Genomic DNA, 21,179 nt, shown 5'->3' with positions numbered 1-21,179 from the left:
ATGACGGGATGGAGCAGGCAGGCGGGCAGGCGCCGTTGTGCCTCCCGGGTCGCCGTGCTACCGACCCGACACCCTGTCCGGGACGTCGGGTGTTGGTGCCACACACGCCTCGTCTCCCGGCTGCCGCTGGAGGTCGCCGAATGTTCGCTTCGCTCCCTTCTCTTCCCCGGAGCCTCGTCGCGGGGACCGCGCTGCTCCTCATCCCCATGGGCTGCACCGGCGCGGAGTCCGCGCGCGTCGATGATGCCCGGCTCACCCAGGAAGGCTCCGCTGCTCGCAAGCCACGCTGGGGTCTGGTCATCCACGGAGGCGCGGGGGTCATCTCCCGGGAGAATCTCTCCGCGGAGCGCGAGGCCGAGGTTCGCGCCGTGCTCCAGCAGGCACTCCAGGCCGGGCACTCGGTCCTCGCTCAGGGCGGCAGCAGCCTGGATGCGGTGACGGCGGCCATCCGCATCCTGGAGGACTCCCCCCACTTCAACGCGGGCAAGGGCGCGGTCTTCAACCATGACGGCATCAACGAGTTGGACGCCGCCATCATGGACGGAACGACGCGCGCGGCGGGCGCGGTGGCGGGCCTGCGGCACGTGAAGAACCCCATCGAGCTGGCGCGCCGGGTGATGGAGAAGTCGCCGCACGTGATGATGATTGGAGAGGGCGCGGAGTCCTTCGCGAAGGCCCAGGGCGTGGAGCTGGTCGACGCGAAGTACTTCTTCACAGAGGAGCGATGGCAGAGCCTCCAGCGCGCGCTGGAGAAGGAGCGCGCCACGCCCGCTCCGGGACAGCCCTCGTCGTCGCTGCGTCCCGGCTATGACCCGGTGACGGGCGACCACAAGTTCGGCACCGTGGGCGCGGTGGCGTTGGACCAGGCTGGCAACCTCGCGGCGGGCACGTCCACCGGAGGCATGACGAACAAGCGCTACGGCCGCGTGGGCGACGCCCCCATCATCGGCGCAGGCACCTACGCGGACCCGCGCTGCGCGGTCTCCGCCACGGGCCATGGTGAGTTCTTCATCCGCTACACGGTGGCGCGCGACATCTGCGCGCGCGTCGAGTACCAGGAGCTCCCCCTGCCCGAGGCCGCCAACGTCGTCGTCCATGACGTGCTGGTGAAGGCTGGAGGCGAAGGCGGAGTCATCGCCATGGACCGCGAAGGCAACGTGGCCATGCCCTTCAACTCGTCGGGGATGTACCGGGGTTATGTGGGACAGGACGGCCAGCCGCACGTGGCCATCTTCAAGGACCCGGCTCCTCCCGCGTCGAAGTAGGCCGCCGTTGTCGGTCTGGGTGGGCGCGTGACGGGGAAGCGCGCCTGGAGTGCAATCGAGTTGCTCCTGTATGCTGTGTCCAGGTCCGCGCAATGTCGCGCGGCCTGTGTGTGAGTCGAAAGGAGCATCCTCATGGTGTCACTTCGCAAGCACCTGCCGTGGAGCGTCGCGGCCCTTCTCGCCCTCTTCGCGGGAGTCTTCTCCGCGCTGCCCGCCCACGCGGAATCCACGGAGGAGGCCGTCTGCATCGGCGGTGAGCAGGAGGCGGAGCGTGCCTCGCTCGCCATCTGCCACCAGTCCTTCTGTTCCGACGTGAGTGATTGCTGGGAGGCGTGTCCGAACGCGCGGACGGCGGCCTGTGTCGAAAGTGCGTGCGAGTATACGTATCCGAGCGGGGGTGGCGGTGGTGGTGGCCCTCTCTGCCACCAGCAGTTCTGCTCCGAGGATTCCCAGTGCGTGTGCAACAACGCTCAGGGCTTCTGCGGCGCCGACAGCACCTGCTACTTCTGACGCGCTGAGAGGGGCCTTCGAGAGGCGTCTTGCGTGTCTTCTCAGGGCGCCTGGGTCCGCTGTCGGGTCCGCGACGAAATCGCCGCGGACCCTTTTCAGAAAAGTCCGAGCGCGGTGTCTTGGAGGACATGCGCACGATACTGCTCGCACTGGCCCTCCTGGGATGCTCCGCCTCCGCCTCGGACGTCGAGAGCGTGTCTCCCGACACCACCGAGCTCGCGAATCCCGCCTTGTCGGTGACGGTGCTGGGGTCCGGGCAGGCGGAGGCTGGAGGTCAGCTCTGGCAGTACCATTTGCTGCGGCTCCAGGAGGCCGGCAAGGCGCCCACCTATGCCCAGTGGTTCCCGCCCCGGAACCCGGGCGTATGGCCCACGATGATGCTCACCCGTCCCTATGACGGAATCACGTGGACGGGCGAAGTGGTGGACCAGAAGTGGGCCCTGCGAGGGCCGGGCATCCATCCAGACGACAGTGAGCCCCACCACCACGCGGGCTCGTCCGCCATCGCCTTCTCCATCAGCCCGCCCGAGTTCATCGCCGCGGAGTCGTTCTTCTATCTGTTCCACGACTTCGGCGTGCTCAACGTCTTCGGTCGCTTCTATGCGGGCGGCGACATCCAGAACGACCGGGACGACATGCACGCGGGCATGCGCTTTCTCGCGCAGGCCCCCGGCGTGGACCGCTCGCGCATCGGTATCCATGGCGGCTCATGGGGCGGCTTCGAGGCGCTCTACGCCGCGGCGGATGCTCCGGTGGAGGCGCGGCCCAAGGTGGGCGTGGCGCTCTTCCCGCTGTCCGACTTCGCGCGCCAGTACGAATACCTCACGTCCGTCATCCCCGCTCGGGTGTCGGACCCGGTGGTGCGCAACCAGTACGCCACTTTCTTCGAGCCCTACCTGCGCCGCATCAACGCCACCACGGGAGGCGCTCCAGGCACGTCAGGGGCGGACTACAGCCGGTGGACGCGCGAGCACCTGGCACCGAAGCTCTCCACGCCGTTCCTCGTCATCCACGAGGACTGGGACACGCTCGTGCCGGTGGAGCAGACGCAGACGCTGGCGTCCCTCGTCGGCCCCAGCCTGACGGCGCTGTACCTCCTGCACCTGGACGCGCCGGACTGGAACACGCGAGGGCTGGACCACGGGCTGCTGGTGGGCCAGTACGGCCACGCGGTCAACACCGTGACGCTGGGGCACCTGCTGACGAATCTGGGGGGCCCGTCACAGGTGCTCTTCGTCCCCTTCGTGCAGGACACGCTGGTGGCCTGGCTGTGGGAGGTGCGCGTCCTCCAGTATTACGGCCGGGACATGTCCGCGGTGGCCCCCCGCCTGCGCGAACTGGCGGACCCGCGCGTGGCGCTCTTCGAGCTGACCACGGGTGGGGTCGTGCTCGGCGCGGAGTGGGTGGCCCTGGCGGTGAACGCCCTATGGGGAACGCAGTACACGGCCGCCAACATCCGCGAGGCGCTGTCCGCCGGACTGCCTCCCTGAGAGGACGGCACGAACTCCCGCTGCTACCGATGCGCCGTTGGAGCGCCTGACGTGGCCACGGAGCCGAGTGTTCCGGCCGCCGCTCGCGCCATGGCGCCGACGACCAGGTGATGGAAGGGCCGGATGACGTTGAAGTACACCGGCCCCGCCCAGTTCCGGTAGCGCACCACCGTCACGACGTGGAAGCGGCGCGGGAGGGTGGGGCCGGGCTCCACGCAGACGGCGAGGACCGCATCCAGGTGCGAGTCCTCCGCGCCCACCACCCAGGCGCGCTCCTCCTCCGCGTGGCGCACGGTGAAGAAGGAGGCCGTGGCGCCCCGGCTCATGGGCACGTCCTCCGCGCGCAGACGCCGGGGCTGAGGCACGCCGACCTGTTGCAGACCGAGCAGGCGGACGAAGACTCCGCGCACCGTGAACAGCGCGGTCACCCATGCGGGCTGATACGACATCAGCCGGGCGACGAACTCGCGCAGGGAGAGCTCCGACTCCACCGTCTTCACGTCCACGTGGTGGGCGCCCTCCAGGAACTCGGGCGGCACACCGGGCAGCGCCTTCACGAAGCGGTGCGCCCGCCGGAGCGCGAGCAGGCCCAGCGGCAGCAACACCCAGCCCCCTGTCACCGGCATGGGCACCACCAAGAACACGCCAAGGCCCAGCAGTCCCCAGCCGAAGCTCGCCGGGGGTGGGCGGCCCGTCTCGCGTTCCACCCAGCGCGCCAGGGCACCCAGCAGCATCATTCCCCAGCCAGCGACGAGGAACCAGAAGGCCGCCGCACGGGCGCCCATGTCCTCCGGCACGCTGGCGAGGACTCCCGCGCTCGCCATCTCCCTCAAGGGCCCCCGGTAGAGCACCAGCCCCACGACCTGGTGCAGCCCTCCGACGACCATCAGCAGCGTCCCCGTCGTCACTCGCATGCGCGGCCTCCCCTCTGACATACGGCTCCGCATGTCCATACGGTACCGTATGGAGGAGACGTAACAAGGAGAGGGTCCTGGACGCCAGCGGCGCGGTCCGCCAGACTTCGAGGGGCGATGAGCCGCGCTTCTTCCCGCCCGCCGAGTCCTTCCACCTTTCGGACCTTCGAGGAGATTCGCGCCCGGCGCCGGGGCCCTGGGCTGACGGCCGAGGACTGGGCGGACGCGGCGCTGTGGAGCCTCGTCGATGGCGTGGATGCGCTGTCGGTGGAGCGCCTGGCCGGGAAGCTGGGGGTGACGAAGGGCAGCTTCTACTGGCACTTCAAGGGACGCCCGGCGCTGGTGCGGGCCGCGCTCGAGCGGTGGGAGCAACTGGCCACCCAGGATGTCATCACCCGCCTGGACGCCCTGCCGACGCCCGAGGCGCGGCTGCGTCAGTTGCTCGTGGTGACGTTCGAGCCCGAGCCCGCGGGCAGAATCGAGGTGGCCATCGCCGCCGCCGCCGCGAATCCGCTCATCCAGCCGGTGCTCGCGCGCGTGTCCCGACGGCGCATCGACTATCTGGTGTCTTTGTACCGCGCCATGGGCATGCCACTTCGGGACGCTCGCGCGTGGGCGCTCCAGGCGTATTCCACCTACGTGGGCCTGCTGCACCTGTCCATCGCCAGCCCGGACACACTGCGCTCCGCGAGGGAGCGCTCCGACTACGTCAAGCACCTCGCCCGGGCGCTGATGCCCTCCACGTGAGGCCTGGCAGGTGGAGGGGCGCTGGCGGTGACTACGGCGACGGTGGTTGATGGACGGTGCCGATGTAGTTGATGCGGCGGACCTCTCCGCCGCCTTCGTACGTCGTGTAGTAGAGCGACGTCCCGGTGCTGGAGGGGCCGAAGCGCAGCGACACCGCGGAGCCGCTGCCCAGGCCCGTGGCGAAAGCGCTCACCGTCACTGCGCCGCCAGGGCCTTGGGTCAGCTTGAACACCTTGCCGCAGACGAAGTCGCTGAAGAAGTACGCGTCGTCATCATTGGACGCCCATGCTCCCTGCGGCACGAAGGCGCCCCCGGTGATGGAGTTGCAGCCCTGGAAGGGGGAGCCCCCGGGGTTGGCGCCGTGCTTGTAGTCGAACAGCGGATTGGTCATCCCGGCGGGAGGCGCTCCGCAGTTCGTGGCGGAGGCGGTGACACAGTGTCCCTCCCGTGTGTTCCAGCCGTAGTCCGCGCCCTCGATGCCCTCGTCGATTTCCTCCCAGACGCTCTGGCCCACGTCGTTGATGAAGAAGCTGCTCGTGCCAGGACGGAACGCGATGCGGAACGGGTTGCGCAGGCCCGTGGCGTAGATTTCCTGACAGGGGCCGGTGCCTGGCGGAACGCCCGCGGGGTTGCCGCAGCGTCGGGCTCCTGGCGCGTCGAACCAGGGGTTGTTCGGGGCCATGTTGCCGTCCTTGCGGACGCGCAGAATCTTCCCGAGCAGGACGTCCAGCCGGCGCGCCGTGTTGTTCAGTCCGCCGCAGCGGCTCGGGTCCCCGAGCTGGCAGCCACCGTCACCCACGCTGATGTAGAGCCGCCCGTCCGAGCCGAAGGCCAGGTCCCCTCCGTTGTGGTTGCCCGCGGTGGAGGGGATGTTGTCCAGCAGCACCACCTCGCTGGCGGGATTGATGGTGTTTCCGTCCGACAGCGTGAAGCGCGAGACGCGGTTCACCGGCACGTTGGGGATGTTCGTCCCGCAGGTGTTGAACTTGTTGAACGTGTAATAGAGGAAGATGTGGGCCGTGTTGATGAAGTTCGGGTCCACCGCGATGCCCAGGAGGCCTCGCTCCGAATCGCTGCACAGCCTGGCGGAGAGGTTCAGTGCCGGCGTCGGCAAGAGCACGCCCCCGGTGAACACTCGCAGCTGTCCCCCTTGTGTGGTGATGAGCAGCCGCCCATCCGGCGTGAAGGCGAGCGCGGTGGGCTCCGGGATGTTCGTCACCAGCGTGTCGGTATACGACGGCGGCAGGGTGACGGCGGCGCGTGTGGCACTGACTTCGTCCGGGGCTTCGGCCATGTCGGACGAGGGCTCGGGCGCGCAAGCCACGGACAGGAGGAACAGGGGCAGTACCCGCGCGAAACGACAGGGCCAGGGGGGCATGGAAGACTCCGAAAGAGGGGCGTGAGGCGCATGGCCCTTGGCGCCGGCGCCGACTTTTCGCGAGCTGGAACGAGGCTCCTTGTCGGTGGGTGAACGGGGATGCCTGAGGCCTCCACCGGGGCTGTCCGCCGGCGCTCAGTGGTGGTGGTCGCCGGGGCGTCGTTCCTGTCCAGGGGGCCGCCGCCAGCGGGCGTCGTGTCCTGTGCACGAGAGCGGTGGCGGGGCACGCCTCGCCCGGGCGCGACTGACTCCGTACGGGAGACAGCGCTGTCCCGGGCGAGGTGTGTGTCCTGGACTACTGCTGCTCCACGTCCACGAAGTTGACCTTGTTGTTGGCGGCGCCGCTGCCGTTGGTGAGCGTCAGCCTGCCGTCGGAGACGTTGACGGTGGTCGTCGTGGTGAAGAAGTGCGTGGTGGCGGTGGGCGTTCCGGACAGCGCGGGCTGTCCTTCCAGCGCGAGCGAGAAGACGCTGTCGACGTGGTCCGGGTCTCCAGCGGCAATCGTCACGCGGTACTGGCCGGAGGGCACGGCGAGTTCCCACACCGCGTTCGGGTTCTCCGTCTTCTGCAGGTGCGTGAAGGTGTCGTAGCGCGCGTCCGGTGAGGCCGCGCTGCCCCTCGCGCGGGTCTGCGTGGAGTTGTCCGTATTCCATCCGTAGGACAGCCCGTTGCCCCGGTCCCCGAATGTCAGTCCGGTGTCCGCGACGTAGCCGGAAGGTACGGCCGAGGTTGCGGGCAGGAAGTCCACCCGGGCCGCGAAGCCGTTCTGATAGGTGGCGGAGAGGCTGGAGTTGGACGCGGGCGTCAGGTAGCCGTGCGCCAGCGCGCCGCCGTCGGACCAGGAGGCCCAGACCTTCCACACCCCGCTGGAGTCGGCCTGCGAGGGCGCCGCCACGTTGAGCGTGTAGCGCTCCCAGGACTTGATGACGGTGGGCGTGGTGAAGGAGGTGCCATTGACCTCCAGCGTCAGCCCCGAGGGCACCGAGTTCAGCGCCACGTCGACGATGTGGGGCAGCAGGTTGCGCGACACCGTGGTGGTGCGGCCCTGGGAGTCGGTGGCGGTGAGCTGCACTTCCACGAAGTTCGTCAGCACCGCGGGCAGGTCTTCCGGCTGGGGCGCGGTGAGGGGAATGTTGTTGCCGTTCGTCGCCGCGAGCAGCGGGTGCGTGTGCTCGTTGTGGTGCAAGAGCGCGCGCCAGGTGAGCTGCGTTGCCGGCAGCGTGCCGTCCTCCGCGTCGGTGGCGCTGCCCGTCAGCACCAGCGGCTGGCCCGCGTAGAAGCGCAGGCTCTCCAGGGGACCGGTGATGACGGGCACGGGCGCGGTGTTGCCCGCGTCGATGCGGAGCGTGGCCGCCTGCGCGGACGTGGCGCCGCGCGCATCGCGCACCGAGAGGGAGGCCGTGAAGGCGCCGCTCGCGGTGTAGACGTGGCTGGTGGTGGCGGTGGTCGTCTCCACTCCGGCGCTGCCGTCCCCGAAGTTCCAGACGTACGTCAGCGCATCCCCGTCCGGGTCGCTGCTGGCGCCGCCGTTGAAATTGACCGTCAAGGGCGTGGCGCCCGCGGTGGGGCTCGCGGACAGCGCGGCCGTGGGTGCCCGGTTGCGCGTGCCGGTGAAGTCGATGCGGCGGACCTCTCCACCGCCCGCGTACGTCGTGTAGTAGAGCGACTGGCCCGTACCGGCGGGGCCGAAGCGCAGCGTCACCGCGGAGCTGCCCCCCAGGCCGGTGGCGAACGCGTCCACCGTCACGGCGCCCCCCGAGCCTCGCGTCAGCTTGAACACCTTGCCGCAGACGTAGTCGCTGAAGAAGTACGCGTTGTCATCCGAGGAGGCCCAGGCCCCGGGAGGCGCGAAGGTGCCACCGGTGATGGAGTTGCAACCCTGGAAGGGTGAGCCCGTGGGGTTGGTGCCGTGCTTGTAGTCGAACAGCGGATTGGTCATCCCGGCGGGAGGCGCCCCACAGCTGGTGGTGGAGTTGTTGGCGCAGTGGCCCTCGCGCGTGTTCCAGCCGTAGTCCGCGCCCTTGATGCCCTCGTCGATTTCCTCCCAGACGCCCTGGCCCACGTCGTTGATGAAGAAGGTGTTGGTGCCCGGCTGGAAGGCGAAGCGGAACGGGTTGCGCAAGCCCGTGGCGTAGTTCTCCTGGCACGGCCCGGTGCCTGTCGGAACGCCCGTGGGGTTGCCGCAGCGACGGCTGCCGGAGGCCGCGTACCAGGGGTTGTCCGTGGGGATGGTGCCGTCCTTGCGGATGCGCAGCATCTTCCCGAGCAGGACGTCCAGGCGGCGCGCGGTGGTGTTCTGGCCCGCGCAGCGGCTGGGGTCTCCGAGCTGGCAGCCACCGTCACCCACGCTGACGTAGAGCAACCCGTCCGCGCCGAAGTGCAAATCACCTCCGTTGTGGTTGCCCGCCGTGGAGGGGATGTTGTCCAGCACCACCAGCTCGCTGGCCGGGTTCACCACGTTCCCCGTCGACAGCGTGAAGCGCGAGACGCGGTTCACCGCGACGTTGGTGATGTTCGTGGTGCAGGTGTTGAACTTGTTGAACGTGTAATAGAGATACAGATGACCGGTGCTGCTGAAGTCCGGGTCCACCGCGATGCCCAGGAGCCCGCGCTCCGAGTTGGTGCACAGCCTGGCGGCGAGGTTCAGCGCCGGGGTCGCCACCAGGACGCCGCCCGCGAAGACGCGCAGCTGGCCTCCCTGGGTGGTGATGAGCAGCCGCCCATCCGGAGTGAAGGCCAACGCGGTGGGCTGGGAGACAGCCGTCACCAGCGCATCGGCATATGACGGCGGCAGGGTGATGGCGGCGCTCGTGGTGCCGACCTCGCTCGGGGCTTCCGCCGCTTCGAGCGAGGGCTCGGGCTCACACGCCACGGCCAGCAAACACAGGGGTACCAACCACGCGAAACCACGAATCCAGGATGTCATGGAGCACTCCAGGGGGAGGGTCATGAAGCACCTTGGATTTGCTGTTTAATCTTGATTTTCGCGAGTCTGAACGAGGCTGCTGTCTGCCAGTGAACGGCGGAGGCCGGGGCGCCTCCGCCTTGGGTGCCGGGCGATGTTCAGTGGCGGTCACCACGTCCCCGGCCGCGGCCATGGGAGCCACCGCCGGCGGGCGTCGCGTCGTGGGTGCGCGAGCGCTGGCTGGGGGAGCGCCAGCGGTCCTGGCGTCGCGACGGCTGCTGACCCTTCCAGCGGTCATCGCGGTGCGAGCGGTCATTACCACGGTTGCGCCAGGAGTCATCGCGGTCGTGGTGGCGGGGGCCGCCGCGGTCCCTCCAGTAGCTGTGGTACGTCGGCGAGCGCCAGACGCGGTCATTCCGGTAGTAGTGGCCGGAGGTCCGCCACGGGCGGTGGTAGTAGTAGCGGACGGCCGGCGCGCGGTACCACGTGTGGGCGAAGTAATTGGGGTGGCCCCAGCCCACGGTGACGCGCGCGTGGCGGAAGACGGGGATGGTGACATTCACGGAGCCGCGAGGCGCCCAGCCTCCGCCGAGGAAGTGCCACGCCAGTCCGCGCTGCACCCAGCGGGGCGAGACGAAGACCAGGTCGGCTCGCGGCGGCGCGGCCCACGTGCCGTCCACCCAGTCCCAGTCGTTTCCGGACCAGTACCAATAGCCGGGCTCCCACACGAGGTTCGCGGAGGGCGCCGCCGGGCGCATCTCCTGGCGAGGCGCGGGAGGCGCCTGCTGGGTGGAGAGCGTCTCCGCGGAGACGGCGATGGGAATCTCCACCTCCGTCGTGCCCTGGCGCGCCCAGCCGCCGGAGACCCAGTACCAGGAGCCCCGGTCCTCTTCCCAGTAGCCGTTGACGAACTGGTAGCCCGCCATGGGGGCCACCCAGGTGCCGGGGTTGAAGCGCCACTCGCCGCCGTCCCAGTACCAGTGACCGGAGGCCCACACGGCGCCGGAGTAGGGCCGCCGCGACGGCCGCTCCGTGGGCAGCGACGGAGGAGGCTGGGGGGCCATGGGCGCCATCTCCTCGTCGGAGTCCTCGTCGTAGTCGCCGTCGGCGTACTCGCGGCCGTCATCGGCATAACCCGTGTCCGAGGGCACCGGGGCTGTCTGCGCCTGCACCACCGGGGCCGACAGCAGGGCCACCATCCAGAGCCAGCTTCGAGGACTCATGACGTCGTCTCCGTGTTGAGAATGCCATCCCCCTCGCGAGGGACTTCGATGGGCCTTCAGACGCGAGCGGGCCCCCCGTATTCAACCCGGGAGGCCCGCCGAAGTCGCCTGACAGGGTGGGGCGCCGGGTGGCCAGGCGGGCGACGGAGCGTCCGCTTTCCGCTGGCCAGCTCGGCCTGGACTACGGCTTCACGAGGAACATCTCGCGCGTCTGGATGAGGTCCACGTCGCCGGTGAAGCCGGAGAACTGCTCGTACTGGCGCGGGGCGACGCGCGCGCGGGGCAGCCGCAGCGACTCCGTGATTGTGAGCGTCGAGCCCTCCTGCTTCTCCGTGCGGGTGAAGCGGCCGAACGGGTTCTTCACGTCGAGCGCCGGCTGCGGGTCCGGCAGCTTCCAGCCGGAGGGCAGGGCCACCGTCACCTGCGTGCTGCTGGCCTCCGTGTTGTCGATGTACAGCGGCGTGCGGCGCGAGCTGAGCTGCACGTAGCGCCGTCCGAGCTGCGCGGGGAAGGTGAGGGGTCCCAGCGCCATGCGCTTGTCGCCCTCCAGTCGCCCGAAGCGCGGCACGGTGAACTCGTAGCGCAGCACGAAGGGCGCGCCCACCACGTCCTCGTGGTCCAGCTTCACGCTCGACAGCGCCGCGCCTCCGAAGTACCGCGCCACCGCGCCCTGGAGCGCCTGGTTGCGGCTCTCCGCGGACAGCTGGTTGAAGGCCTCGGCCAGCTGCGCCGCCTCGAACCCCAGGTATGTCTCCTCGCCCTTGCCGCTGAGCTTGCCTTCCGCGTCGAGCGACAGCGTCAGCCGCACCTGCTTGCCCGCGGACTCCTTCATCGCGGGCGTCTTCACCACCTCCAGCTTCCGGCCCGGCTCCGGCACCAGGTACGCGTCACGCCCGCCCATGGCGAACTCCGGCAGCTCGCCGAAGGGGCCAAAGCGCACCGACGTGTCCACCCACACCGGCTCGCTGCCCGGCACCTCCACGCGCAGCGCCGCGTAGGGCAGCAGGCTGTCGTTGGGGAAGAGGTAGTCGTTGGGGTCCACGTTGAAGGTGCGCACCGCCGCCACGCGCGAGGGGATGCCCAGCTCCTCCAGGCCCGCCTTCAGCACCGCCAGCCGGCTGCCCCGGTCCTGCGCCACCGTGGACGCCGCGGACTGGCCCAGCCCGTTGTCCCGTCCGGAGAAGCGCTGCATCACCGCCGCATGCAGCGCCTTCACCGCGTCCAGGCCCTGCTTGCCCTGGGTGGCCTTGCGCGTGAAGTCCACGACTTCCGCCGTGCGCAGCCAGCGGTCCTGGAAGGCGTCGCCGTAGACGCGAATCAGGCCCTCGTTGCCCGTGGCGCCCGCGCCCACCATGACGAAGGGCAGGTACTCGTTGCCGGAGGGAGGGGCGTCCGGCTCGGGGATGAACGGCGGCACGCGGCGCGCCTCGTAGTGGAAGACCTCCTCGTCGCCCTTCACCGTCGGCGGGGGCGCCTTCATCCCGTGCGCGTCCACCTTCATGCCCGAGCCCTTGGGCGCCACCACCGTGTACGTGGTCCACGCGTTGGGCTGGTTGGCGATTTGGAAGTAGAACGCGGACGCCGTGAAGCCCGGCTGCGCGGGGCCGCGAGGGCTCTCCGCGAGCAGGTACTCCACTTCCACGCTGTCGCCCACCTGCACGCCGGGCAGGCTCACCGTGTCCTTGCCCTCGATGTTCTCCGGCTCCAGCACGCGCCCGTCCGCCTTCAGCGTGCGCAGCGCCAGCACCTGAGCGCCGCGCGGCACATTCACCTCCGCGATTTCCTGCACGCCCGACTGCTCCAGCGCCTTCTGGATGGTGTGGATGCGGTTGACGATGCTGCCGTCGGGGTACACGCGCACCGCCGCCGCATCCAGCACGAACACGGCCGCGCCGCCGGTGACGGGCTCCGCGTCGTAGGCGCGCATCGCCTCGCGTCCCTCGATGGCGTGCTCCTGCAAGAGCTCCTTGCCCGTCTTCGCGCGCTCCACCGCGCGCCGCAGCGACAGGTCCTCGCCCTCCAGCGCCAGCGCCTTCTCCCTCAGCGCGAGCGCCTCCGCGCTCTGTCCCGCGTACTCGCGCACGTCCGCCATGCGCTTGAGCAGCTCCGCGTTGCGCGGCCACGTCACCGTCAGGGCCTGGAGCACCGCCAGCGCGTCGTCGTGGCGGCGCAGCCCCACGTAGAGGGTGGCCAGCGACGTGCCCGCGCTCACGCTGGTGGGGTCTCGCGCCAGCATCTCCGCGAAGGCGCGCGCGGCCGTCTCCAAATCGCCGCGCGTGCGCGCGTGGTCGGCCCGCCGCGCCTGGACGCCAGGGCAGTTCTGCTGCGCCTCCACGAGCGCGTCCGAGCGCTCCACCGCGTCGCGCCGCCGCGCCAGGTTGTACTGGAGCCCCAGCGCCTCACACAGGTTGGGCTGAATCTGCAGCGCCGCCGCCAGCGACTCCTCCGCCAGCGCGTCCACGTCCAGCGTCAGCGCCGCGCGCGCCCGCATCAGGAACAGCGGGAAGCCCGGGGGCTGCACGGCCTCGCTCGCCGTCTTCAGCGTCTCCAGCGCGGAGGCGGGCTGGCCGTCGTCCATGAAGAGGTCCGCGCGCAGGAGCAGCGCGCCCACGTTGCCCGGGTCCTTGGGCAGGAGCGCTTCCAAGTCCCGCGTGGCCCGACCGCGCGCCACCTTGGCGGGCACCGTGCGGTCCGCCGCCGCCAGCTCCGCGCGCAGCGACAGCAGCGCGGGCGTCGTGGCCTCCACGTCCGCCATCAGCCGGCGCGCCCCGTCCGCGTCGCGCGACAGCCCGTCGCGGGCCGCGAGCACGGTGGACAACAGGTCTCCGGCCTCACCGGACAGCGCGTCCTTCAGGCTCTGCGTCGTGGGGTACACGCCCACGGCCTCGGACGTCTTCGGCGCGCTGCCCCAGGACGAGGGGGCCGCGCCCGTGGCGGCGGTGAAGCGCACGTTGGAGGGCCGGCCGTCGGCGCGCATCAGCGAGAAGGACAGCACGCCGGAGGTCGCGCCCTTGAGCTGGCGGACGATGAAGCGGTGCTTGCCCGCGGGCAGCGCCACGGCGCGGGTGGTGACGGTGCTGGTGGCACGCTCCCAGCCCCGGCGCTCCATGAGCGGCGCGCCGTCCACGAGGAGCTGGTGGGTCGCGGCGCTCACCGAGCGCGCCACGTAGGTGGCCGCCTCCGGCACCTCCGCGTCGAAGGCCATGAGGTAGACGTCGCCCTCGCCGGGCTCGCCCGCCAGGTCCAGCCGTCCGTCCGGCGCGAGCAGCTTGCGCGGCGTCACCGCCCCGAAGGCGCCAGTGAAGGGGCCCGCGAGCGAGCCGTCCTGCTTCGTGGGGAACGGCTCCTCCCAGGACAAGACGTGGAAGGCGGAGAAGGGGCCCACGAGCGTCGCCTCGGACACGCCGCCCAGCTCCCGCAGCACCGCGTCGCGCGCCTTCGTGTCCCCGCGCGCCACGGCGACGGACAGCCGCGCGCCGCGCAGCAGGTAGGCCGTCTCTCCGGTGGCGCCCGCGCCGAGCGCCTGCTGCGCGGCCTTGAGGATGGCGTCATCCAGCGGCGGCGCGGTGCCCACGGTGTCCAGCGCGTAGCGCGCGGCGATGAGGGCCAGCGGGTGGGTGGGCGCGCGCGTCACCAGCTCCAGCGCGGCGGTGAGGGCCCGGTCCGGCCGTCCCGCGCGCCGCGCGAGCAGGTGCTGACCGATGAGCGCGTACGGGTCCCCCGGGTCCTTGGCGATGGCCGCGTCGAAGCGCTGCTGCGCCTGGACGGAGTCGCCCGCGAGCAGGTGCGCGTGGAAGCCGGCGAACGCGAGCGTGCGCGCCTCGTCCGAACCGGACTGGGCTTTCTCCGCGGCGGACTCCAGCACGCGCGGCGCGATGCTGGCGGAGGAGGGTGAGTGGGAGCAGCCCGAGAGGCCGGCGACGAGAGCGAACGCGGTCAGGCCGCGGCGGAAGGTGCGCATAGGAGGGTCGAGGGATAATGCAATCCCCCGTCACTGGCCATATTCCCCTGCGAGTCTCTGTCCGCTTCGAGTGCTCGGAAGGGGGCTAGCGGCGCTTGCCGTTCTTCGGAGCGGGCTTGGCGGGCTGCTTCTTGGGGGGAGGGGGCGGCGCCTTCTTGGGCACCACCGCCTTGGCGGGCACCGCGACGGCCACCGTCTTCACCGGCGGGGGCAGCGGGGTGGGCACCGGGGCCGTGGTTCCCCCGGGCGGGGACTGCTTCAGCACGTAGGTGATGCCGGCGACGCGGCAGGTGGCCTCCATGCAGCCGAAGCCGGGGAAGGGCGCGTCGCCGAACTGGTCCATCCAACCGATGCCGAGCACCAGCGGCTCGAAGATGGCCCGACGGTCCTTGCCGGTGCCCATGAAGGCCTCCAGCCGGCCCTCGGCGTCCACTGCCAGCTCGAGCGACACCGGGCCGCTTCGGGGCGACTCCATGCCCAGCATCGCGCCCCGGCGCTCACCCAGCGCCCACTCCAGGCGCAAGGGCTCGCCCACTCCGTTGTGCACCAGCGCCACGTAGCGGCCGGTGCTTCCCGTCAGCAGCATGGCCACGGTGGGGGGCGCAGAAGGCTGGTACAGGCTGAACATGTCCCGCAGGCGCCGCTCCCAGGTGGGCGGCGGCGCTTCGGTGAGCAGTTGGCCCGTCAGGCTGAGGATGTCTCCCTCCCGTCGCGTGACGTCCACGCGCACCCGCCCCACGCCCGTCGTGTCGTCCTGCCAGGGGAACACGAGCGTCTTGTCCTCGAGGTTCACCGGCCTGCCGGCGACCACGAGGCTCTGCTCGGCGAGGCCCTCGCCCAACGTCACCTTGCGGCGCTCGGGACCTGCTTCCTCCCGCCCGGGCACGGGCTGGATTCGCGGCTCGCCCAGGTACGCCATGATGGTGGCGCCCGGTGAGGTGGGAACGCGCCGCTCGCCGCTCAGGTAGAACGCGGTGCCCAGCACGAAGCTCGCCGCCAGCACCATCAGCACGGCGACCGTCTGCATCACGACGCGCACGACCTTGCGCACGCCCGCCTTGACGCGCTGCACGCGCGTGAGCTTCACCGGCAGCATCGACGGCAGGCTGCCAGGGACGAGCAGCTCCAGGTCCGCGATGAGCGCCGCGACCGACGGGTAGCGGTCCTCCGGGTCCGGCTTGAGGCACTTGGTGACGATGCTGTCGACGCGCGGGTCCAGCCCCGGCTTGCGCTGGGACGGCGGGTCGAACGTGCCCAGCGGCACCTCGCCGGTCAGCCACTCGTAGAGGATGACGCCCAGCGAGAAGATGTCCGCGCGCGCGTCCGCGTTCTTCGCGTCCACCCGCTGCTCCGGCGCCATGTACGACAGCGTGCCCATGGACACGTGCGTGGACGTCAGCGCGTAGCGCGAGGAGGGACTCGCGTCGTCCAGGAACGAGGCGAGCCCGAAGTCGGACACCTTGGCGATGCCACCCGCCTGCTGGTCCAGCAGGATGTTCTCCGGCTTCAGGTCGCGGTGGATGACGCCTCGGCCGTGCGCGTACTCAATCGCCCGGCAGATTTCGAGCATCCGCCGCAGCGCGCCGAAGATGTCGAGCTGGGGGGCGCGGATCAACTCGCGCAGCGACGGCCCGTCCACGAACTCCATCACCAGGTAGTAGGTGACGTCCGTCTTCCCCTTGTCGACGATGGAGACGACGTTGGGGTGGCTCAGCGCGGCGAGGGCCGCGGCTTCCTTCTGGAAGCGCGCGATGAAGGACGGGTCCTTGGCCAGCTCCGCGTTGAGCAGCTTCACCGCCACCGTGCGGCCCAGCGACAACTGGGTGGCCTTGTGGACCTCTCCCATGCCTCCGGTACCCACGAGTTTTTCGAGGCGGTAACCGCTGATGAGATCCGGGGAACGGGTCCGGCTTATCGCCGTCGGGTCAATGGAGGACATGGCGGTAGGGCAGGGGGGCCGCCAGGGTAACAGAAACGCTCGGCGGAGGTGTCCACGCGCGAGAGAGGGGGTCGCCGATGCCCAGGCTGCCCGGCGACCAGGGGAGCGACTTCGAGTCTCAGTGCCCCGAAGCCGGAGTGCGACCCACCGCCGCGCGCAGGCTGGTGCGGACCTGATCCAACGACGAGCGCATCTGCCCGTGGCGCACCGACGCCGCCACCGCCCGCGCCAGCGACTTCAAGAGCGATACCTCTTCCGGCTTCCACGCCCGGGGACGGCGGCAGTCCTCGAAGACCGCCACACCCCACCACTGCTGGCGCGAGGGGTTGATGGGGCACAGGAGGATCGACTGCGTTCCCTGGCGCTCCAACAAGTCCCTCATCATGGGCGGCGCGTCACGGGTGGGGCACGCCACCACCATTCCCGCCTCCAGCATGTCCACCCAGCCCGGCGCGAAGTCCCGGAAGGAGAAGGCGCGCAGCACGGGGTTGGCCAGCGCGGACGCGGTGGGCGGCTCCGCCCAGGCGTAGCGCAGGTCCGTCACGAACCGGCCGTACGTCTGCTGCGTGCGGTTCTCGAAGATGTACGCCCGGTCCACGCCCAGCGCATGGCCGACCATCCCCAGGGACTCGACGGCGGTGCTGGGCCCGAGCCCCTTCTCCAGCAAGAGCTTCGAGGCTTCCGACACCTTCGAGAAGGCTTCCACCATGGGGTGACTCCAGGAAAAGACGAATTGCAACGGGTTCCGCAAGTATCCGGAACGGACTGTCATCCTCTGAAGTCACATTAAGCGCGATTACTGTGTTTCTGTCAAATCCCAGTTTTACTGAAAGTCAAGAGTTCGTGCCGCAGACAATGACCCAGGAGGGGTGTAGATGACACAGGTGCTTTTCCGAGCAGGCAGGGCCGGCGACGAAGTGTCCGGGGCAGGACAGACCCTGAAAATGCCACGAGGGCGCCCCCTTGGAAGGGCACCCTCGTGTGGATTCCTCAGAACGAGGAAATCGAGACTACTTGGTCTCGGTGGCGGTCTCGGCCTTGGGGGCCGCCTTCTTGGCCTTCTTGCCAGCCTTCGGCTTGGCCTCGGCGGCGGCGGGCTTGGCCTCCTCGGCCTTCACCTCGGCGGCGGGCGCGGGCTGCGCCTCGGCGGGAGCCGCGACGGGCGCGGCGGCGGCCGGCTTGGCCTCGGCGGCGGGGGCGGCGGCGGGAGCCGGGGTGTTGGCAAACGCGGTGGCGGCGGCGAGCAGGGCGGCGGCGAACACGGTCTTCATGGAAAGCTCCGTTGAGGGGGGACGACGCGAGATTGCGCCGTATCAGCGGGCAGGCGCTTGAGCAGCACGCGTGCCAGCGGCCTCTTCCGAGTGAGGCGCGGCGCTCGCGGGCCGGGTGCTGGGGAGAAACTCCTCAGTTGAAGCTCCAACATTGGGGGCTTGCTCCCCAGACAGGCACTTGTCGCTTTGACGACACCGGGGCACTTGAGCAAGCTTCGCGGCCATCCTCGGCGAGAGGGTATGGGCCCGTGGCACCTCGTCGTCGCGAATCTCTCGCGACCGCGGCGCGGGAGAGACGGTGTATGCGGTTCCTGTGGTTCGCGACGGCTGTGGCGTGGCTGGCGACGGGGTGCGCGCGAATCACGCCTGAGCGCCTGGAGGCGCAGGTCCAGGAGACCTTGCGCTGGCAGCGCGAGTACCAGGTGGAGCGGGAGCGCACCGAAGCGGTGGCGATGCGACTGGCGGCGCTGGAGGCGACCATCGAGCGGCTGACGCAGGAGCGCGCGGAGGTGGAGCAGGGCCGGCTGGCGCTGATGGAGGAGCTGGTGCGCACGGAGGCGGACCGGCACGCGCTGGAGGAGCACAACACGCAGTTGCTCGCGCGCGAGCGGGAGCTGAACGAGCTGCGGGAGATGCACGAGCAGCTCTCCGACGTCTTCTATGAGTCAGCGCTGGAGCGGGCGCGGCGGCGGCTGCCGTCGGCCCGGCAGCCGGACGCCCCTGAAGCAGGCGACGGGACGGCGGTGCCTTGACGGAGGGCTGGGTCCTCGGGCCCGTGCCGCCGTGGTAGAGGTCGGACCCTGGTGAGCTCCCGGACGTCCATTCGCGGTTATCGCGCAGGCTTCTTCTTCGTGGTGGCCCTGCTGTCCGCCGTCACGGCCTTCACGCTGTGGACGGAGGTCCGCACGGGCACGCAGGTGGACGCGCTGGTGCAGGAGGCGCTCGAGCGCGCCAGCCTCATCGGCCGCATCCGCGTGGACGCGCTGTCGCTGGAGTCCGCCATCGAGGCGCACATCCGCGCCACGGACGACGCCGAACGCAAGGCCGCGGACGCGGTGATGGAGGAGATTCTCACCGACATCCGCTTCGCCTCGGAGGCGTACACGCGCAACCTGCCGCCGGGCGACAAGGCGGTGTGGGAGCGCTTCAACGCGGCCTGTCAGGGGTTGGCGGACCAGGTGCGCGCGGCGGCGGTGTTCTCCCAGCGCCGCGAGGCGGACCGGGCGCGCCGGCATCTGGCCGAGCGCATCCGCCCGGTGGCCGCGCAACTGGACGCGCTGGGCGGCTCGCTGTCGGAGGAGAACGCGAACGAGGCGCGCCGGCTGGTGGGGCGCCTGGCGGACCTGCGCGTGCGCAACACGGCGCTGGGCGCGGGCACCACGCTCCTGGCGATGCTGCTGTCCATGCTGGTGGGGTGGCACATCACCACGCTGCTCAAGCGTCAGGACGCGACGATTCACGGCCAGCTCGCGGAGCTGGGCCGGCACAACGAAGAGCTGGATTCCTTCACGCGTCGCGTGGCGCATGACCTCATCAGTCCGCTGGCGCCGCTCAAGGGCTACCTGACGCTCATCCGTCGCACGGGCGCGGTGAAGGACGCGGGCGCGCTGGAGATGCTGGCGCAGTGTGAGTCGAGCGCGGTGCGCATGGGTGAGCTGATTGAAGCGCTGCTGCGCTTCTGTCGAGCGGGCACGCGCGGCGAGCGCACCGTGGGCGAGCTGGACACGGCGGTGACGACGGTGTTGCTGGAGGTGGCGCAGACGGCGGCGGCGCAGGGCGTGGCGCTGGAGCGGACGCTGCAAGCGGGCGTGGCGGTGGATTGTCCGGGGCAGTTGCTGCAAGTCACGGCGCGCAATCTCCTGACGAACGCGGTGAAGTACACGGCGGGCCGGCCGGAGCCACGGGTGACGGTGAGTGTGTCCACCGAGGGGACGGACGCGGTGTTGGAGGTGGTGGACAACGGCATCGGCATGGGGCCGGTGGCGATGGCCTCGCTGTTCCAGCCGTTCTTCCGCGCGCCGGAAGTCCGCTCGTTGCCAGGGCATGGGTTGGGCATGGCCACCACGAAGCGCGTGGTGGAGGCGCACGGTGGGACGTTGACGGTGCGTTCGGAAGAGGGGAAGGGCACGCGCGTGGTGGTGCGCTTCGCGCGCGTGACGCGGCCGACGGTGGGGAGCACCGTCGAGTCCGTGGAGTCGTCCACTGCTTCCGCGAATCGCAAGGTGGCTTCATGAGTACATCCCGCATCCTCGTCGTGGACGATGACCCTCAGGCGAGGGACTTGCTCCAGCGGTTGCTGGGGCCCCTGGGCGCGGTGTCGCAGGCGGCGCACCCGAAGGCGGCGCAGGAGAAGCTGGCGGAGGGCTCGTTCGACCTGGTGCTGACGGACATGGCCATGCCCGAGCCGGGCGATGGCCTCAAGGTGTTGCAGGAGGTGAAGGCGCACCTTCCGGACACGCCGGTGATTGTGGTGACGGCGTTCGGCAACATCGAGGGCGCGCTGGACAGCATCCAGTTGGGGGCCTTCGACTACCTGGCCAAGCCCTTCGACGTGGACGCGATTCTGCGCGTGGCGCGGCGGGCGTTGGAGCAGAAGCGGTTGGTGGAGGAGAACCGCTCGCTGCGCCAGCACGTGGACCGCAGCGCGCTGGTGGGGCGCAGCCCGGCGCTGCTGGAGGTGTACAAGCAGGTGGCCCGCGCGGCGGCGAGCAACGTGCCGGTGCTGATTACGGGCGAGACGGGCACGGGCAAGGAGATGGTGGCGCGGGCGCTGCACAATCGCTCGCCCCGCTCCAACGGTCCGTTCATCCCCGTGGACTGCGGCGCCATCACCGAATCGCTGATGGAGAGCGAGCTGTTCGGCCATGCGAAGGGCAGCTTCACCGGCGCTTCGGGCGCGCGGCGGGGTGTGTTCGAGGAGGCGAATGGCGGGACGCTGTTCCTCGACGAGATTGGCGACGTGGGGATGAAGGTGCAGTCGCAGCTCCTGCGCGTGTTGCAGGAGGGCGAAATCCGGCGCGTGGGTGAGAGCGTGCCGGTGAAGGTGGACGCGCGCGTCGTCGCGGCGACGAACCGGGACTTGAAGGAGCGGGTGGCGGAGGGCGTGTTCCGCGAGGACCTGCTGTACCGGCTGGACGTGGTGCACCTGCACCTGCCGCCTTTGCGCGAGCGGCGCGAGGACATCCCGGCGCTGGTGGTGCACTTCGCGTCGCGACATGCGCGGGGCGGGGTGAGCCCGGTGGTGACGTCGGAGGCGATGTCGCGGCTGACGGCCTACGACTGGCCGGGCAACGTACGGCAGTTGGAGAACGTGGTGGCACGGGCGCTGGCGCTCAATGTGACGGGCGTGCTGGGGCCGCAGGACTTCCCGGAGCCGATTGGCGATGCGCCCAAGCGACTGACGGGGCTGGCGGGAGACATGCCGAGCCTCGCGGAACTGTCGCGGCGGTACGCGGCGCACGTGCTCCAGGCGGTGGGTGGCAACAAGAGCGAGGCGGCTCGGCTGCTCGATGTGGACCGCAAGACGCTCTACAAGCTGCTGGAGGCGTCGGGCGCGGAGGCGGAGTCGTAGGGCCG

At 70.3% G+C, this 21,179-nt stretch carries 15 protein-coding genes; 7 read left to right on the top strand and 8 right to left on the bottom strand.

Annotated elements, in window-relative coordinates; all coding sequences use genetic code 11:
• The first annotated feature begins 140 nt into the window (after nucleotides 1-140).
• The 3 genes from HUA78_RS35385 to HUA78_RS35375 all read left to right on the top strand — a co-directional run bounded on the left by HUA78_RS35385 (nucleotide 141) and on the right by HUA78_RS35375 (nucleotide 3,265).
• Nucleotides 141-1,265, top strand: coding sequence for an isoaspartyl peptidase/L-asparaginase family protein (locus HUA78_RS35385; protein ID WP_174478184.1), 1,125 nt, complete (start codon nucleotides 141-143; stop codon nucleotides 1,263-1,265).
• Between the two features lie 132 nt (nucleotides 1,266-1,397).
• Entirely contained in the window at nucleotides 1,398-1,775 is a 378-nt protein-coding gene (locus HUA78_RS35380) for a hypothetical protein (RefSeq protein WP_174454641.1), read from the top strand.
• A 128-nt stretch (nucleotides 1,776-1,903) separates the two neighbouring features.
• Entirely contained in the window at nucleotides 1,904-3,265 is a 1,362-nt protein-coding gene (locus tag HUA78_RS35375; protein WP_174478183.1) for a S9 family peptidase, read from the top strand.
• A gap of 23 nt (nucleotides 3,266-3,288) precedes the next feature.
• Here the strand turns inward: HUA78_RS35375 and HUA78_RS35370 are convergent, their stop codons facing one another.
• Nucleotides 3,289-4,179 carry a DUF6463 family protein gene (locus HUA78_RS35370; protein WP_174478182.1) on the bottom strand — a complete coding sequence of 297 codons (891 nt, stop codon included), beginning with the start codon at nucleotides 4,177-4,179 and terminating at the stop codon, nucleotides 3,289-3,291.
• A gap of 117 nt (nucleotides 4,180-4,296) precedes the next feature.
• Here HUA78_RS35370 and HUA78_RS35365 point away from each other — a divergent pair, with 117 nt between their 5' ends.
• Entirely contained in the window at nucleotides 4,297-4,926 is a 630-nt protein-coding gene (locus HUA78_RS35365; protein ID WP_141644442.1) for a TetR/AcrR family transcriptional regulator, read from the top strand.
• A gap of 31 nt (nucleotides 4,927-4,957) precedes the next feature.
• Here the strand turns inward: HUA78_RS35365 and HUA78_RS35360 are convergent, their stop codons facing one another.
• From HUA78_RS35360 to HUA78_RS35330, 7 genes are all read right to left on the bottom strand, one after another.
• The gene (locus HUA78_RS35360; RefSeq protein WP_174478181.1) at nucleotides 4,958-6,304 is read right to left on the bottom strand and encodes a sorbosone dehydrogenase family protein; all 1,347 of its coding nucleotides are present in this window, start codon (nucleotides 6,302-6,304) and stop codon (nucleotides 4,958-4,960) included.
• 295 nt (nucleotides 6,305-6,599) lie between these two features.
• Nucleotides 6,600-9,230: a PQQ-dependent sugar dehydrogenase gene (locus tag HUA78_RS35355; RefSeq protein WP_254624069.1), complete on the bottom strand. Its 2,631-nt coding sequence runs from the start codon at nucleotides 9,228-9,230 to the stop codon at nucleotides 6,600-6,602.
• Between the two features lie 137 nt (nucleotides 9,231-9,367).
• Nucleotides 9,368-10,432, bottom strand: coding sequence for a YXWGXW repeat-containing protein (locus tag HUA78_RS35350; RefSeq protein ID WP_174478180.1), 1,065 nt, complete (start codon nucleotides 10,430-10,432; stop codon nucleotides 9,368-9,370).
• Nucleotides 10,433-10,613: 181 nt separating this feature from the next.
• Entirely contained in the window at nucleotides 10,614-14,393 is a 3,780-nt protein-coding gene (locus HUA78_RS35345) for a tetratricopeptide repeat protein (RefSeq protein WP_174478179.1), read from the bottom strand.
• An 85-nt stretch (nucleotides 14,394-14,478) separates the two neighbouring features.
• Nucleotides 14,479-16,332, bottom strand: coding sequence for a serine/threonine-protein kinase (locus HUA78_RS35340; protein ID WP_174454648.1), 1,854 nt, complete (start codon nucleotides 16,330-16,332; stop codon nucleotides 14,479-14,481).
• A gap of 118 nt (nucleotides 16,333-16,450) precedes the next feature.
• Nucleotides 16,451-17,041, bottom strand: coding sequence for a GAF domain-containing protein (locus HUA78_RS35335; protein WP_141647437.1), 591 nt, complete (start codon nucleotides 17,039-17,041; stop codon nucleotides 16,451-16,453).
• A 301-nt stretch (nucleotides 17,042-17,342) separates the two neighbouring features.
• Entirely contained in the window at nucleotides 17,343-17,603 is a 261-nt protein-coding gene (locus HUA78_RS35330; RefSeq protein WP_174478178.1) for a hypothetical protein, read from the bottom strand.
• 302 nt (nucleotides 17,604-17,905) lie between these two features.
• Here HUA78_RS35330 and HUA78_RS35325 point away from each other — a divergent pair, with 302 nt between their 5' ends.
• Genes HUA78_RS35325 through HUA78_RS35315 form a run of 3 tightly spaced genes read left to right on the top strand, consistent with a single transcriptional unit; the run spans nucleotide 17,906 to nucleotide 21,174 of the window.
• A complete protein-coding gene (locus HUA78_RS35325; RefSeq protein WP_141647435.1) occupies nucleotides 17,906-18,355 on the top strand; it encodes a hypothetical protein in 450 nt (149 codons plus the stop codon).
• 48 nt (nucleotides 18,356-18,403) lie between these two features.
• Nucleotides 18,404-19,837, top strand: a complete 1,434-nt coding sequence (locus HUA78_RS35320; RefSeq protein WP_174454855.1) for an ATP-binding protein — start codon at nucleotides 18,404-18,406, stop codon at nucleotides 19,835-19,837.
• Nucleotides 19,834-21,174, top strand: a complete 1,341-nt coding sequence (locus HUA78_RS35315) for a sigma-54 dependent transcriptional regulator (protein WP_141647433.1) — start codon at nucleotides 19,834-19,836, stop codon at nucleotides 21,172-21,174. Before HUA78_RS35320 ends, HUA78_RS35315 begins: the two co-directional genes overlap by 4 nt.
• Nucleotides 21,175-21,179: the final 5 nt, after the last annotated feature.

The sequence above is a fragment of the Myxococcus sp. CA033 genome (assembly GCF_013336625.1).
Taxonomy (GTDB): Bacteria; Myxococcota; Myxococcia; order Myxococcales; family Myxococcaceae; genus Myxococcus; species Myxococcus llanfairpwllgwyngyllgogerychwyrndrobwllllantysiliogogogochensis.
The sequence above is the reverse complement of the archived record's forward strand: the minus strand, read 5'-3'. Positions and strand labels throughout refer to the sequence as shown.

What these genes read in the sequence shown, in the direction of transcription:
- HUA78_RS35315 (WP_141647433.1), top strand. Translation starts at nt 19,834, where the DNA reads ATGAGTACATCCCGCATCCTCGTCGTGGACGATGACCCTCAGGCGAGG.
- HUA78_RS35360 (WP_174478181.1), bottom strand. Translation starts at nt 6,304, where the DNA reads ATGCCCCCCTGGCCCTGTCGTTTCGCGCGGGTACTGCCCCTGTTCCTC.
- HUA78_RS35345 (WP_174478179.1), bottom strand. Translation starts at nt 14,393, where the DNA reads ATGCGCACCTTCCGCCGCGGCCTGACCGCGTTCGCTCTCGTCGCCGGC.
- HUA78_RS35380 (WP_174454641.1), top strand. Translation starts at nt 1,398, where the DNA reads ATGGTGTCACTTCGCAAGCACCTGCCGTGGAGCGTCGCGGCCCTTCTC.
- HUA78_RS35365 (WP_141644442.1), top strand. Translation starts at nt 4,297, where the DNA reads ATGAGCCGCGCTTCTTCCCGCCCGCCGAGTCCTTCCACCTTTCGGACC.
- HUA78_RS35335 (WP_141647437.1), bottom strand. Translation starts at nt 17,041, where the DNA reads ATGGTGGAAGCCTTCTCGAAGGTGTCGGAAGCCTCGAAGCTCTTGCTG.
- HUA78_RS35340 (WP_174454648.1), bottom strand. Translation starts at nt 16,332, where the DNA reads ATGTCCTCCATTGACCCGACGGCGATAAGCCGGACCCGTTCCCCGGAT.
- HUA78_RS35355 (WP_254624069.1), bottom strand. Translation starts at nt 9,230, where the DNA reads ATGACATCCTGGATTCGTGGTTTCGCGTGGTTGGTACCCCTGTGTTTG.
- HUA78_RS35350 (WP_174478180.1), bottom strand. Translation starts at nt 10,432, where the DNA reads ATGAGTCCTCGAAGCTGGCTCTGGATGGTGGCCCTGCTGTCGGCCCCG.
- HUA78_RS35375 (WP_174478183.1), top strand. Translation starts at nt 1,904, where the DNA reads ATGCGCACGATACTGCTCGCACTGGCCCTCCTGGGATGCTCCGCCTCC.
- HUA78_RS35370 (WP_174478182.1), bottom strand. Translation starts at nt 4,179, where the DNA reads ATGCGAGTGACGACGGGGACGCTGCTGATGGTCGTCGGAGGGCTGCAC.
- HUA78_RS35385 (WP_174478184.1), top strand. Translation starts at nt 141, where the DNA reads ATGTTCGCTTCGCTCCCTTCTCTTCCCCGGAGCCTCGTCGCGGGGACC.
- HUA78_RS35330 (WP_174478178.1), bottom strand. Translation starts at nt 17,603, where the DNA reads ATGAAGACCGTGTTCGCCGCCGCCCTGCTCGCCGCCGCCACCGCGTTT.
- HUA78_RS35325 (WP_141647435.1), top strand. Translation starts at nt 17,906, where the DNA reads ATGCGGTTCCTGTGGTTCGCGACGGCTGTGGCGTGGCTGGCGACGGGG.